This window comes from Amycolatopsis saalfeldensis (genome assembly GCF_900110575.1).
Taxonomy (GTDB): Bacteria; Actinomycetota; Actinomycetes; order Mycobacteriales; family Pseudonocardiaceae; genus Amycolatopsis; species Amycolatopsis saalfeldensis.
Window position 1 is genome coordinate 299,397 of record NZ_FOEF01000003.1, and the last position, 13,688, is coordinate 313,084.

Consider the following 13,688-nt stretch of genomic DNA (forward strand, 5'->3'; position numbering starts at 1 on the left):
GATGCCGGCGCTGCTCGAGCACGCCCGTTCGAACTCGGCCTTCTGAGCATGTGGACGACGGCTCCCCGCGCGGTGGTCTTCGACTGCGACGGCCTGCTGATGGACACCGAACCGTGCTGGACGGTCGCCGAGACCGAGTTGTTCGCGCGCCGCGGGCTGCCGTTCGGGCCGGCGCAAAAGGCGTTGGTGATCGGGAAGTCCCTGCCCGCGGCGGGCGCGGCGATGGCGGAGGCGTTCGGGGAGCCGGGTGCCGGCGACGCCCTCGCGGCCGAGCTGCTGGAGCGCGTCGCCGAGGTGGTCGCCGCCCGGGCCGAAGCGTTGCCCGGAGCGCGTGAGCTGGTGGACCTGGTCGCGGAGCGGGTTCCGTTCGCCGTGGCCAGCAACTCCCCGCGCGCGCTCCTCGACACGGCGCTGGCCCGTGGCGGCTTCAGTGTCGAGGTCAGCGTCGCCGCGGACGAAGTTGCCGAGACCAAGCCGGCGCCGGACCTGTACCTCGCCGCCTGTGCCGCGCTGGACGTGGTGCCGGGCAAGGCGGTCGCGTTCGAGGACTCCATGACGGGGGTGCGATCGGCGCGCGCGGCCGGCGTCCCGGTCATCGCGGTGCCGACGCTGGCGCACCTGGAGTTGCCGGCGGACCTCGTCATCGGCTCCCTGCGCGACCCGAGGCTGCTCGACTGGGTGCGTGGCTGGCGTTGCGGCCGGATTCGCCGGACGGAGGTCGGGATCGATTCAGTGGATCTCTGCTAGCCTCGCCGTGATTCGCGGCTCACCGTGGTGCCGCCTGTTGCCGCAGTGCCCACGGTTGTGTCGAAGGCGCTCCGGCGCCGACTTCCGAGGAGCGAAATGACTGCCATCGTCCGGGTCAAGGGCCGTGAGGTGCTCGACAGCCGCGGGAACCCGACCGTCGAGGTGGACGTGGTGCTGGCCGACGGGTCCGTCGGCCGGGCGGCGGTGCCCTCCGGCGCCTCCACCGGTACCCGTGAGGCCGTCGAACTGCGTGACGGCGACAAGAAGCGGTTCCACGGCAAGGGCGTGCGCAAGGCCGTCGACGCCGTGAACACCGAGATCGCCGAAGCCGTCGTGGGCATGGACGCCGAAGCTCAGGCCGACGTCGACCGCGCCCTGATCGCGCTCGACGGCACCGCCAACAAGGCCCGCCTCGGCGCGAACGCCACGCTCGGCGTCTCGCTCGCCGTGGTGAAGGCCGCCGCGGCCGCCAGCGCCCTGCCGCTGTACCGCTACGTCGGCGGCGTTTTCGCGCACCTGCTGCCGATGCCGATGATGAACATCATCAACGGCGGCGCGCACGCCGACAACCCGATCGACTTCCAGGAGTTCATGATCGGCCCGGTCGGCGCCGAGACGTTCGCCGACGCCGTGCGCATGGGCTCCGAGGTCTTCCACACCCTGCGCAAGTCGCTGCACGAGGCGGGCCACAACACCAACGTCGGCGACGAGGGCGGCTTCGCGCCCCAGCTGGGCTCGGCCGACGAGGCGCTCGAGTTCGTCGTGCGCGCCATCGAGCAGACCGGCTACACCCCGGGCGAGGACATCGCGCTGCTGCTGGACCCGGCGGCGTCGGAGTTCTACACCGACGGGGTCTACGACTACACCGGCGAGGGCCGCAAGCGCAGCGTCGAGGAGCACGTCGCCTACCTCACCGAGCTGACCACGCGGTTCCCGATCGTCTCCATCGAGGACGGCCTGGCCCAGGACGACTACGCCGGCTGGAAGCAGCTCACCGACGGCATCGGCGACCGCGTGCAGCTCGTCGGCGACGACCTGTTCTGCACCAACGTGGACATCCTGAAGGACGGCATCGAACGCGGCATCGCGAACTCGATCCTGATCAAGGTCAACCAGATCGGCACCCTCACCGAGACGCTCGACGCGGTCGAGACCGCGCACAAGGCGGGTTACTCGGCGGTCCTCTCGCACCGCTCGGGCGAGACCGAGGACACCGCCATCGCCGACCTCGCCGTGGCCACCAACTGCGGCCAGATCAAGACCGGCTCACTGTCGCGTTCGGACCGCACGGCCAAGTACAACCAGCTGATCCGCATCGAGGAGGAGCTGGGCACCGAGGCCCGTTACGCCGCCCGCGCCACCATCCGCGGCCAGCGCTGACCTGCTCGCAGATCGCCCGCGCCGGCGGGGTCCCGCTCGTGGACCCCGCCGGTTTCGGTTGCCGGGCAGCGAGCAAACCCCTAGGAGCAGAGCGGTGCGACCGGCTGGTCGGATCCCGTTTGCACGTAAGTGTCGGAGATGTAGTTCCCCGCGCCGATGCGGTCCCAGATCGTGCTGGTGCCGAGTTTGCCGGTGACCGAGTCGCCGTTGACGTAGCACTCGATGGGGACCTTGGCGTAGTTCGCGGCGAGGCCCTTGACGGCGGCCGAGGTGCTGGCGCTCGCCCGGACGTTCACCGGGTCGCCGGCGGTGCTGACGGTGCCGGAGGCGGCCGAGGTGCCCGTCCACAGGTAGGTGACCTTCACGTTCCCGTTGTCGCCCAGGCCCACGCCGCTGCCGAAGGTGCCGTCGGCCAGGTCGATGCCCGCGGGGTTGCCGACGGTGTAGCCGAGGTCGTCCTTCTTGTTGTTGTAGCCGTTGTGGTAGGCGGCGTACGCCTCCGGCTGGCCCTGCGGCAGGTCCTTGTACTCCGAGCGCACCGAGGCCGGGTTCCAGTAGTCGTCCCTGGTGTTCCACGGGCCGACGTCCCACACCGGCGCGTACTCGCAACGGCTGCCGTCGGTCCGGCACACCTTCACGCTGTAGGTGCCGCTGCCCTTGGCCGACGTCGCCTTGCCGGAGGGCAGGGCGACGAAGTGGTCGTTGCTGGTGATCACGTGACCGTTCGCGGTGGTGTGGCCGACGAGGCCTTCGCGGGTGGCGTAGATCGTGTAGGTCAGCGGCGTGGTCGCGGCCAGCGCCTCGGCCTGGGGGGCCAGGCTGCCGCTCAGGCCGACCTCGCGCACCGTGGGGCGGACGCGGTCGGCCTTGCTGGACAACGAGATTCGCGTCTGGACCACGGTCACCGCGCGGCCGAACGCGGCGGGCCGGGCGCCGGCCGGGGTCCACTCCGTCCAGTCGTCGGACCCGGGCCCGGAGCGGCCGCGGACATCGACCTCGACGCCCGTTCCCCCCGGCAGGTCCGCGGTCACCTTCGCGGTGACGCGGTTGACCGCGGAGGCCAGCGGCTGCTCGGGCGAGATCAGGTAGCCCTCGCTGCCCGCCGTCATCAGGTCCGTTCGGTGCCAGGCGGAATCACGCAGGGTGAGTGCGCCGCCCGAATCCCGCACGTTGACGTCATCACTATCCACTTTGGACAGGTCGGCGCGCCAGGCGAGCGCGCCCCCGGTGGCGCCGGCGGGCGCCGCGAACGCCGTGCTCCCGGCGGTGACCGCCCCCGCGGCCAGCAGCGCCGCGACCGCGCGGCGGACCATCACATTCCCGACCACGACCGTTCTCCATTCACTCGTTCGACGCGAATGCGGTGAAGCCTGTGCGGCGGTCGTACACGATCCGTACAACGCCGCCCCGCGGCCATGTACGGCTATGTCCGAAAAAGGCGCAAAGAACGAAATGCTCCGCTTGTCCCCGTCTACATCGGACGGTCCGGGACCCGGTAGCGCCGAAGGTAGGGACCTGGCCGGGGCGAAGATCACGAACCGGGACAGCGGGGGGCCAGTTTCCGTGGACGTCATGGACAGGTGAGCCGTCGCCGGTGTAGTTGTGGGCACGTCGGGTCCGGAAACAAAACTGGGGGCTGGTGATGGCGGGGTACCTGGTGCGCCGCGTCCTGCAGTCGCTCGTGGTGGTCGTGCTCGTCGCGGTCGTCACGTTCGTCCTGTTGCAACTCCTGCCCGGCGGGCCGGCGCGCGCGATCCTCGGGCCGAAGGCGACGTCGCTGCAGATCAGCACCTTCCTGCACGACAACGGCTACGACCGGCCGCTGCCCGCGCAGTTCCTGACCTGGGCCGGCCACGTGCTGACCGGCGACCTCGGCTACTCCTACAAGCTCAACCAGCCGGTCACGGCCGTCATCGGCGACCACCTGCCCAAGACGATCCTGCTCATGACGCTGTCCACTTTGGTCGCGCTGGTGGTCGCCGTGCCGCTCGGGGTCTACCAGGCGCGCAAGCGCAACACCGCGGGCGACTACGTGGTGACGGGCCTGTCGTTCGCGTTCTACTCGATGCCGAGCTTCTTCCTCGGCGAGATCCTGGTGCTGCTGTTCGCCGTGCAGCTGCAGTGGTTCTCGCCGCTGGGGCCGAGCGGGGACTCGATCGGCGAGATCCTCGCGCAGGCGCCCGCGCTCGTGCTGCCGGTGCTCACGCTGGCGCTGATCACGGTCGCCTCGTTCAGCCGGTACGCGCGCTCGTCGGTGATGGAGAACCTGAGCCAGGACTACGTCCGCACGGCGCTGGCCGGCGGTGCGAGCGACGGCAAGGTGCTGACCCGCCACGTGCTGCGCAACTCGCTGATCCCGATCGTCACGCTGCTCGGGCTTTCGCTGCCGCAGCTGTTCGCGGGCGCGCTGATCACCGAGCAGGTGTTCAACTACCCGGGCATGGGCTTCACGTTCATCCAGGGCGCGCAGGTGCACGACTACCCGCTGCTGCTGGGCATCGGGCTCGTGGTCGCGCTCGCGACCGTGGCGGGCTCGCTGCTGGCGGACATCGGCTACGCCGTGCTCGACCCGAGGGTGAAGTACTGATGACCACCGAGGTTTCCGACCTGAAGAACCCGCCGCGCTCGGCGGCCCGGATGACGCTGCGGGCGTTCCGGGAGAACCGCCTCGCGGTGGCCGGGCTGGTGCTGATCGTCCTGTTCCTGCTCTTCTGCTTCCTCGGCCCGCTGGTGTACCACACCGAGCAGGTGGCCACGAACCTCTCCGGGGCCAACCAGCCGCCGGGCGCGGGCCATCCGCTGGGCACCGACGACGTCGGCTACGACGAGCTCGGCCGGCTGATGGAGGGCGGCCGGTCCTCCCTGGAGATCGGCGTGGCGGCGGCCGTGATCGCGACGGTGTTCGGCACGCTGTGGGGCGCGATCGCCGGCTACGTCGGCGGGTTCGTGGACGCGGTGATGATGCGGGTGGTCGACACCCTGCTGGCCATCCCGACCCTGTTCCTGCTGCTGATCCTGGCGGCGATCTTCACCCCGACGGTCAGCCTGCTGATCCTGGTGGTGTCGTTCGGCGCGTGGCTGAGCCCGGCGCGGCTCGTGCGCGGCGAGACGCTCTCGCTGCGCACGCGCGAGTACGTGCAGGCGGTGCGGATGATGGGCGGCGGGAGCCGCCGGGTGGTGCTGCGGCACATCATGCCGAACGCCATCGGCACCATCGTGGTCAACGCGACCTTCCAGGTGGCCGACGCGATCCTGCTGGTCGCGTCGCTGAGCTACCTCGGCCTCGGCATCGCCCCGCCGCACGCGGACTGGGGCAACATGCTCTCCAACGGCACGGAGTTCGTGCAGAACGGCTACTGGTGGATGATCCTCCCGCCGGGCATCGCGATCATGCTCGTGGTGGTCGCGTTCAACCTGCTCGGCGACGCCCTGCGCGACGCGCTCGAAGTGCGGCTGCGGAGGCGGTGAAATGAGCCCGGTCCTGAGGCTGGAAGACCTGCGCACCACCATCGACGTGCGCGACGGTGTGGTGCGCCCGGTCGACGGCGTCACGCTCGAGGTCGGCCGCGGCGAGCTGCTCGGCCTGGTCGGCGAGTCCGGCTGCGGCAAGACGATGACCGCGCTGTCGATCCTGCGCCTGCTGCCCACGGGCGGGCGGGTCGAGTCGGGCCGGATCCTGCTCGGCGACGACGATCTGGCGGCGATGACCGATCCGGAGCTGCGCGCGGTGCGCGGCAAGCGGATCGGCATGGTGTTCCAGGACCCGATGACCTCGCTCAACCCGACCATCCCGATCGGCAAGCAGGTCACCGAGCCGCTGGAGCTGCACGAGCGGGTTTCGCGGGCGAAGCTGCGGGAGCGGGCCGTCGAGATGCTCGAACTGGTCGGGCTGCCGGACGCGAAGCGGCGCGTCGACGACTACCCGCACCAGCTCTCCGGCGGCATGCGCCAGCGGGTGATGATCGCCCGCGCGCTGGTCTGCGAGCCGGAGCTGCTGATCGCCGACGAGCCGACCACCGCGCTGGACGTCACCGTGCAGCACCAGATCCTGGAGCTGATCGACGACCTGCGGCGGCGCCTCGGCATGGCCGTGATCCTGGTGACGCACGACCTCGGCGTGGTCGCGGGCCGCGCCGACCGGGTCGCGGTGATGTACGCGGGCCGCATCGCGGAGCTGACCGGCACGCGCTCGCTGTTCGGCAACCCGCGCCACCCGTACACCGAGGCGCTTTTCGAGGCGCTGCCGGAAAACGCGGCGGAGTCGGGCGAGAAGCTGTACAGCATCCCGGGGCTGCCGCCGGACTTGAGCGACCCGCCGTCCGGTTGCCGCTTCGCGCCGCGTTGCCGGTACGCCACCGAAGAGTGCGTCGCGGCCGAGCCGCCGTTGGACGGCGAAGTCGAGGGCCACGACTACGCGTGCTTCCACCCGGTGGGCGAGCCCGGCCTGACCGAGCCGTCGCGAGTGGTGCGGGTGCACGAGCGTGGCGGGGCACCGGCGGATGACGGCAGCGGGGTCGAGGACGCGCCGCTGCTGGAAGTCGAGCACCTGGTCAAGGACTTCGCCGTGACGCGCGGCGCGGTGCTGCGGCGCAAGGCGGGCACGGTGTCCGCGGTCGCGGACGTGAGTTTCGCCGTGGCGGCGGGGGAGACCTTCGGGCTGGTCGGCGAGTCCGGGTGCGGGAAGACCACGGTCGGACGGTCGATCGTCGGGCTGGAGGAGCCCACGTCCGGGCGGATCCGGATCGCCGGGACCGAGCTGACTTCGTTGCGGGGCAAGGAACTCCAGCAGCGGCGGCGCGAGACGCACCTGGTCTTCCAGGACCCGTACGCCTCGCTGGACCCGCGGATGCGCGTCGGCGCCGTGCTCGCCGAGCCGCTGGAGATCCACGGCGTCGGCACCCGCGCGACGCGGGCCCGGCGGGCGCGTGAGCTGCTCGCCGAGGTCGGCCTGCCCGCCGACGCGGCCGCGCGTTATCCGCACGAGTTCTCCGGCGGCCAGCGCCAGCGCATCGGCCTGGCCCGCGCGCTCGCGCTGGAGCCGAAGCTGATCGTGGCCGACGAGCCGGTGTCGGCGCTCGACGTGTCCATCCAGGCGCAGATCCTGAACCTGATGAACGACCTGCGCTCGCGCCACGGCCTGACGTACGTGTTCATCTCGCACGACCTGTCGGTGGTGCGCTACCTCGCGCAGCGCATCGGCGTGATGTACCTCGGCAAGCTCGTGGAGGTCGGGCCGGCCGCCGAAGTGCACGGGCGGCCGCGGCACCCGTACACCCGCGGGCTGATCGACACCGTGCCGGTCGCCGACCCGTGGGCCGACGGGCGCGAAGGCGGGGTCACCGGCGAACTGCCGTCGGCGCTCGACCCGCCCTCGGGCTGCCGGTTCCGCACCCGCTGCCCGTTCGCGCAGGACGTGTGCGCCGCCGAGGAGCCCGTGCTGCGGACCTTCGGCGACGGGCATCAGGCCGCCTGTCACTTCCCTATCGAACACGGCCCGCTTGAGCACAATCCTCTCGAACAGGCGGCAACACCCGTCTACCAAGGAGAAAACGGATGAGAATCACCAGGGCGTTCGTGCTTCCCTTGGTGCTGCTGGCCGGTTTGGCGACGGCGTGCAGCGGCAGCAGCGGAGGCTCCGGTGGCGGCACCCCGACCGAGGGCGGCACCGCGGTGTTCGCCGAGGCCCCGGGCACCCAGCCGAACTGGATCTTCCCGTTCGTCGACTCGGCGCACAACAGCGGTTACGCCACGGGCGACCTGCAGCAGCTGATGTACCGCGAGCTGTACTGGTTCGGCGACGCCAAGGGCAGCACCGGGGTGAACACCACCAAGAGCCTCGCGGACCCGCCGGTCTTCAGTGACAACAACAGCAAGGTCGTCATCAACGTCAAGCCGTACAAGTGGTCCAACGGCGAGACGGTGAACGCCAAGGACGTCGTGTTCTGGATGAACATGATGTTCGCGGAGAAGGCGAACTGGTACGGCTACGTGCCCGGCCAGTTCCCGGACAACGTCAAGTCCGCCACGGCCACCGGCCCGCAGCAGGTGACGCTGCAGCTCACCGACTCGTACTCGCCGACCTGGTTCACCGGCCAGGAGCTGGCGCAGATCGCGCCGTTGCCGATGGCGTGGGACAAGACCTCCGACTCCGCGGCGGCCGGCAGCGGCGGCTGCGCGGACGACCGCGCGAAGTGCGACGCCGTCTACAAGTACCTGTTCGGCAAGAGCAAGGACCTCTCCACCTACGCCACCGACCCGCTGTGGCAGGTCGTGGACGGCCCGTGGCACCTCACCGCGTTCGACGCCGAGGGCAACATCAGCTACGACCCGAACCCGAAGTACAGCGGGCCGGACAAGCCGCACCTGGCGCACTACAAGATGCAGCCGTTCACCAGCACCAGCGCGGAGTTCAACGCGCTGCGCAGCGGGAAGACCGTGAACGTCGGCTCGGTGCAGGGCGCGGACCTGCCGCAGAAGAAGGCGTCGGAGAAGCTGCCGGCCACGAACCCGTTGCAGGCCAACTACGATCTGGTGCCCGCGTACGGCTGGGGCTGGAGCACGACGCTGCTGAACATGGACAACCCGACCTTCGGCGCGGCGTTCAAGCAGCTGTACCTGCGGCAGGCCATGCAGCAGACGCTGGACCAGGAAACCGACGTGAACGTCGCGTTCCGCGGCTACGGCGCGCCGACCACGGGGCCGGTGCCGGTCAACCCGGACAACGAGTACGTGACCGCGTCCGAGCGCGGCGCCGGCCCGTACCCGTTCGACAAGACGAAGGCCAAGGGCCTGCTGACCGGCCACGGCTGGACCCTGCAGAACGGCGCGATGACCTGCACCAGCCCCGGCACCGCGCCGAACCAGTGCGGTGCGGGCGTCACGGCCGGCACGCGGCTGGAGTTCTCGCTGCAGTACTCGACCGGCAACCCGGCGTACGGCCGGATCATGCAGCAGTGGAAGTCGGACGCCGCCGAGGCGGGCATCGTGTTCGACCTCAAGGGCCAGGAGTTCAACGCCCTGATCAACGACATCAGCAGCTGCCACGGTTCGGGCCCGACCTGTGAGTGGCAGATGGGCTTCTTCGGCTACCAGCAGTACAACGCGGTGCCGACGGGCGACCAGCTGCTGCTGCCGGGATCCACCGGCAACATCGGCAACTACGACGACCCGCAGCTCGACAAGCTGATCCAGGCCACCCTGCACAGCGACGACAAAAACGCCTTCGCCGCGTACGAGGACTACGCGGTGAAGAGCTTGCCGGGGCAGATCAACATGCCGCTGCGCACGTACATCGAGGTGGTGGACAAGAAGCTCGGCGGCGTGGCGTTCCCCGCCGTGCAGACCGCGCGCAGCCCGGAGGAGTGGTACTTCACGAAGTAAGCCACGTCGGTGGTGCGAGCGGGAGGGCCGGCCTCCCCCTTCCGGAGGCCGGCCCTCCCGCTCGTTTTCATTGGACACCGTGAGTGGCCATACGCGGGAGAGATCACCAAGGGTCACACTCGAACGGATTATCGGCGGCCCCGGCTGTCCTTCGTTCGGCGGCGCCGCTCTACTCCGGGTGGCAGTAGCCTTCGCGCCATGGACGACCGAAGGACCGCTTGCCGGACGGTCCAGATGGCGGGTCTCGGCCTGGTGGCCGGCCTGGGTTTCCTGGTTTCGAGCCTGTGGTGGGCGGCCGCCGTGTGGTGGACCTGGCTGGCCGGCAGCCTGCTGGTGGGTCTGCTGACGTGGATCCTCGTCTTCGAACTGGTCCGCCTGCGCCGCGGCGGAGACTGAGCGAGGTCGTCCGTCCACAGAGGACGCAGCTATTCCTGGCCTGCCAGTAGCAGGTCCCGGGCGGTGGTTCGCCCGATCTTTGCCGCGCTCAAGATCGTTACCACTGGTGATCGAGAGGGCACAAGGAGCGATATCTCACAAGGTCCGGCCCTGTAAGCAGTGGATCACTGAAGGTAAATTTAGTTGTCGTACTACATCTAACGCCGGGACCACTGCCGCTCCCACACGTGCGTAATCGAACTTCACGGGAGGGCTGACCCATGACGACCGCAAGCACGGCCATCGACGAGCGGCTGGAGCACCGCGCCGCCGCGCTGTACGCCGGTGACCAGCAGGTTCGCGAAGCCGCGCCGCTGGACTCCGTCAGCGCCGCGATGCGGCGGCCCGGGCTGTCGCTCCAGCGGGTCGTCGCCACGGTCATGGAGGGGTACGCGGACCGGCCGGTGCTGGGGGAGCGGGCGAAGGAGCTCGTCACCGACCCGGCGACCGGCCGCACCACGCTGGAACTGCTGCCGCGGTTCGACACGATCACCTACGGCCAGCTATGGGAACGCGTCGGCGCCGTTGTCGCCGAATGGCACCACGACCCGCGAAACCCGTTGGCGGACGGGGAATTCGTCGCCGTGCTCGGGTTCACCAGCACCGACTACGCGACCATCGACCTGGCGTGCACGCGGATCGGCGCGGTCTGCGTCCCGCTGCAGGCCGGCGCGACCGCGGGGCACCTGAAGCCGATCCTCGCCGAGACCGGGCCGCGGATTCTGGCCACCAGCGCGGAAAACCTGGCCACCGCCGTCGACGCGATCGCCGAGAGCGCCTCCGTGCGGCGGCTGCTGGTGTTCGACTACCACGCCGGGGTCGACGAGCAGCGCGAACAGTTCGAGGCCGCGCGGCAGCGGCTCGCGGAGTCCGGCAGCACGGTGGTGCTCGACACGCTGGCCGAGGTGGTCACACGCGGGCAGGCGCTGCCGCCGGCGCCGGAGTTCGACCCCGGCCCGGCCGGCGACCGGCTGACCCTGCTCATCTACACCTCCGGCAGCACCGGCACGCCCAAGGGCGCCATGTACACCGACCGGCTGGTGCGCGAGCTGTGGTTCGGGTTCTGGCCGGAGAAGACCGGCCGCGCGGTGCTGACCGTCAACTACATGCCGATGAGCCACGTCGCGGGCCGCGCGCTCCTGCTCGGCGCGATGGCCGACGGCGGCACCTCCTACTTCGTCGCGAAGAGCGACGTGTCCACGCTGTTCGAGGACATCGAGCTGGTGCGCCCCACCGAGATGATGATGGTGCCGCGGATCTGCGACATGCTTTACCAGCGCTACCAGAGCTTGCTGGACACCGGCTCCGGGACCGGGGACGAGGTGAAGGCCCGCCTGCGCGAACAGGTCCTGGGCGGCCGGCTGCTGTGGGTGGGCTCCGGTTCCGCGCCGATCTCGGCCGAGATGACGGCGTTCGTCGAGTCCTGCATGGAGCTGCCGCTGCACGACGGCTACGGCTCGACGGAGGCGGGCGCGGTGCTGGTGGACCACGTCGTCTCCCGGCCGCGGGTCACCGCCTACAAGCTCGTCGACGTGCCCGAGCTGGGGTACTTCACCACGGACCTGCCGCATCCCCGCGGCGAGCTGCTGGTGAAGTCGTCGATGCTGGTGCCGGGCTACTTCAAGCGGCCGGATGCCACGGCCGAGGTCTTCGACGACGACGGCTTCTACCGCACCGGCGACATCATGGCCGAGGTCGGGCCCGAGGAGCTGGTCTACCTCGACCGCAGCAAGAACGTGCTCAAGCTGTCGCAGGGTGAGTTCGTCGCGGTTTCCCGGCTGGAGGCGGTGTTCGCGACCAGCCCGCTGGTCCGGCAGATCTACGTCTACGGCAGCAGCGAGCGCGCGTACCTGCTCGCGGTGGTCGTGCCGACGCCGGAAGCGTTCGAGCGCGGCGGCGACCTGAAGGCGGCGGTGGCCGAGTCGCTGCAGCGGATCGCGAAGGAGGCGGACCTCAACTCCTACGAGATCCCGCGCGACTTCCTGCTGGAGACCGAGCCGTTCACGCCCGAGAACGGCCTGCTGTCGGGGATCCGGAAGCTGTTGCGCCCCAAGCTGAAGGAGTTCTACGGCGAGCGGCTGGAGCAGTTCTACGCCGAGCTGGCCGACCGCGAGGCGAACGAGCTGCGCGCGCTGCGCCGCACCGGCCGCGACGAGCCGGTGTTCGACACGGTGGTCCGCGCCGCGCTGGCCGTGCTCGGCTCCTCGGCCGGCGCGCTGGCGCCGCACGCGCACTTCATGGACCTGGGTGGCGATTCGCTGTCCGCGCTGTCGTTTTCCACGCTGCTCAAGGAGATCTTCGAGGTCGAGGTCCCGGTCGGCGTGGTGATCAGCCCGGCCAACGACCTGCGGCACCTGGCCGCGTACATCGAGGCGGCGCGTGAGTCCGGTTCGCCGCGGCCCACCTTCGCGAGCGTGCACGGTGAGGGCAGCACCGAGGCGAGGGCCGCGGACCTCACGCTGGACAAGTTCATCGACGCGGAAACCCTGGCCGCGGCGAAGGACCTGCCGCGCCCGGGCGGGCAGCCGCGCACCGTGCTGCTGACCGGCTCGAACGGCTACCTCGGCCGGTTCCTGTGCCTGGAGTGGCTGGAGCGGCTGGCCGAGACCGGCGGCAAGCTGATCTGCATCGTCCGCGGCAGCACGGCCGAGGCGGCGCGCAAGCGGCTCGAGGACGCGTTCGACAGCGGAGACGCGGGGCTGCTGCGGCACTTCCGGGAGCTGGCGGCCGAGCACCTGGAGGTCCTCGCGGGCGACATCGGGGACGCGGACCTCGGGCTCGACGAGCCGGCCTGGCGACGGCTGGCCGACACCGTGGACCTGATCGTGCACCCGGCCGCGCTGGTCAACCACGTGCTGCCCTACGACCAGCTGTTCGGGCCCAACGTGGTCGGCACCGCGGAGCTGATCCGGCTGGCGCTGACCACGCGGGTCAAGCCGGTCACCTACCTGTCCACGGTGGGCGTGTTCACCGAGGAGGCCGCGGGCACCGACGAGTACTCCGACATCCGCGTCACCTGCCCGGCGCGCCCGATCAACGAGGAGTACGCCAGCGGTTACGGCACGAGCAAGTGGGCCGGCGAGGTCCTGCTGCGCGAGGCGCACGACCTGGCGCGGCTGCCGGTCGCGACCTTCCGCTCCGACATGATCCTGGCGCACAGCCGGTACGCGGGGCAGCTCAACGTGCCCGACATGTTCACCCGGCTGCTGCTCAGCCTCATCGTCACCGGCATCGCGCCGCGCTCGTTCTACGCCGGCGACCGGCCCGCGCACTACGACGGGCTCCCGGCCGACTTCACCGCCGAGGCCATCACGACCGTCGGGCTGGCCGAGCCCGAGGGCTACCGGACCTACAACGTGATGAACCCGCACGAGGACGGCATCTCCCTCGACGTCTACGTGGACTGGCTGAACGAGGCCGGCTACCGGATCCAGCGGATCGACGACTACGCCGAGTGGTTCGCCCGGTTCGACCGTGCCCTGCGCGGTCTGCCGGAGCCGCAGAAGCAGCACTCGCTGCTGCCGCTGCTGCACGCGTTCGCCCGGCCGGCCGAGCCGGTCGACGGGGCGGGCGACATCCCGACCGAGCGCTTCCGCGCCGCCGTCCAAAGCGCGAAAGTGGGCGCGGACAAGGACATTCCGCACGTTTCGGCGGAGCTGATCCGGAAGTACGCGGCGGATCTGAAAGGTCTGGACCTGCTGCGCTGAGGCTGACGTGGCCCGGCGCGCGGCGGGGGTCTTGACTTC

General features: G+C 70.4%; 9 protein-coding genes. 8 read left to right on the top strand and 1 reads right to left on the bottom strand.

The annotated features are described in order from the left end of the window. Positions 1-48 precede the first annotated feature (48 nt). Complete coding sequence (locus BMY97_RS09075; protein WP_091615348.1) at positions 49-747, top strand: HAD family hydrolase; 699 nt, start codon at positions 49-51, stop codon at positions 745-747. A 96-nt stretch (positions 748-843) separates the two neighbouring features. Beyond that, positions 844-2,127, top strand: a complete 1,284-nt coding sequence (gene eno, locus BMY97_RS09080; RefSeq protein ID WP_091615349.1) for a phosphopyruvate hydratase — start codon at positions 844-846, stop codon at positions 2,125-2,127. Between the two features lie 80 nt (positions 2,128-2,207). Here eno and BMY97_RS09085 read toward each other — a convergent pair whose 3' ends face one another. Continuing rightward, positions 2,208-3,455 carry a hypothetical protein gene (locus BMY97_RS09085; protein ID WP_425425244.1) on the bottom strand — a complete coding sequence of 416 codons (1,248 nt, stop codon included), beginning with the start codon at positions 3,453-3,455 and terminating at the stop codon, positions 2,208-2,210. Positions 3,456-3,769: 314 nt separating this feature from the next. Between BMY97_RS09085 and BMY97_RS09090 the strand changes: the two genes are divergently transcribed. The 6 genes from BMY97_RS09090 to car all read left to right on the top strand — a co-directional run bounded on the left by BMY97_RS09090 (position 3,770) and on the right by car (position 13,649). Then, on the top strand, positions 3,770-4,714 hold the full coding sequence (locus BMY97_RS09090) for an ABC transporter permease (protein WP_091615355.1): 945 nt from the start codon (positions 3,770-3,772) through the stop codon (positions 4,712-4,714). Next, positions 4,714-5,595, top strand: coding sequence for an ABC transporter permease (locus BMY97_RS09095; protein WP_091615357.1), 882 nt, complete (start codon positions 4,714-4,716; stop codon positions 5,593-5,595). Before BMY97_RS09090 ends, BMY97_RS09095 begins: the two co-directional genes overlap by 1 nt. A gap of 1 nt (position 5,596) precedes the next feature. After that, positions 5,597-7,684 (top strand): ABC transporter ATP-binding protein, encoded by a 2,088-nt coding sequence (locus BMY97_RS09100; protein ID WP_091615360.1) that lies wholly within the window; start codon positions 5,597-5,599, stop codon positions 7,682-7,684. Continuing rightward, positions 7,681-9,507: an ABC transporter substrate-binding protein gene (locus BMY97_RS09105; protein ID WP_091615362.1), complete on the top strand. Its 1,827-nt coding sequence runs from the start codon at positions 7,681-7,683 to the stop codon at positions 9,505-9,507. Before BMY97_RS09100 ends, BMY97_RS09105 begins: the two co-directional genes overlap by 4 nt. Before the next feature lie 198 nt (positions 9,508-9,705). Continuing rightward, positions 9,706-9,903: a hypothetical protein gene (locus BMY97_RS45860; protein ID WP_143086163.1), complete on the top strand. Its 198-nt coding sequence runs from the start codon at positions 9,706-9,708 to the stop codon at positions 9,901-9,903. 260 nt (positions 9,904-10,163) lie between these two features. Further along, the gene (gene car, locus BMY97_RS09110; protein ID WP_091615365.1) at positions 10,164-13,649 is read left to right on the top strand and encodes a carboxylic acid reductase; all 3,486 of its coding nucleotides are present in this window, start codon (positions 10,164-10,166) and stop codon (positions 13,647-13,649) included. Positions 13,650-13,688: the final 39 nt, after the last annotated feature.

What these genes read in the sequence shown, in the direction of transcription:
- BMY97_RS09075 (WP_091615348.1), top strand. Translation starts at nt 49, where the DNA reads ATGTGGACGACGGCTCCCCGCGCGGTGGTCTTCGACTGCGACGGCCTG.
- eno (WP_091615349.1), top strand. Translation starts at nt 844, where the DNA reads ATGACTGCCATCGTCCGGGTCAAGGGCCGTGAGGTGCTCGACAGCCGC.
- BMY97_RS09090 (WP_091615355.1), top strand. Translation starts at nt 3,770, where the DNA reads ATGGCGGGGTACCTGGTGCGCCGCGTCCTGCAGTCGCTCGTGGTGGTC.
- BMY97_RS09095 (WP_091615357.1), top strand. Translation starts at nt 4,714, where the DNA reads ATGACCACCGAGGTTTCCGACCTGAAGAACCCGCCGCGCTCGGCGGCC.
- BMY97_RS09100 (WP_091615360.1), top strand. Translation starts at nt 5,597, where the DNA reads ATGAGCCCGGTCCTGAGGCTGGAAGACCTGCGCACCACCATCGACGTG.
- BMY97_RS09105 (WP_091615362.1), top strand. Translation starts at nt 7,681, where the DNA reads ATGAGAATCACCAGGGCGTTCGTGCTTCCCTTGGTGCTGCTGGCCGGT.
- BMY97_RS45860 (WP_143086163.1), top strand. Translation starts at nt 9,706, where the DNA reads ATGGACGACCGAAGGACCGCTTGCCGGACGGTCCAGATGGCGGGTCTC.
- car (WP_091615365.1), top strand. Translation starts at nt 10,164, where the DNA reads ATGACGACCGCAAGCACGGCCATCGACGAGCGGCTGGAGCACCGCGCC.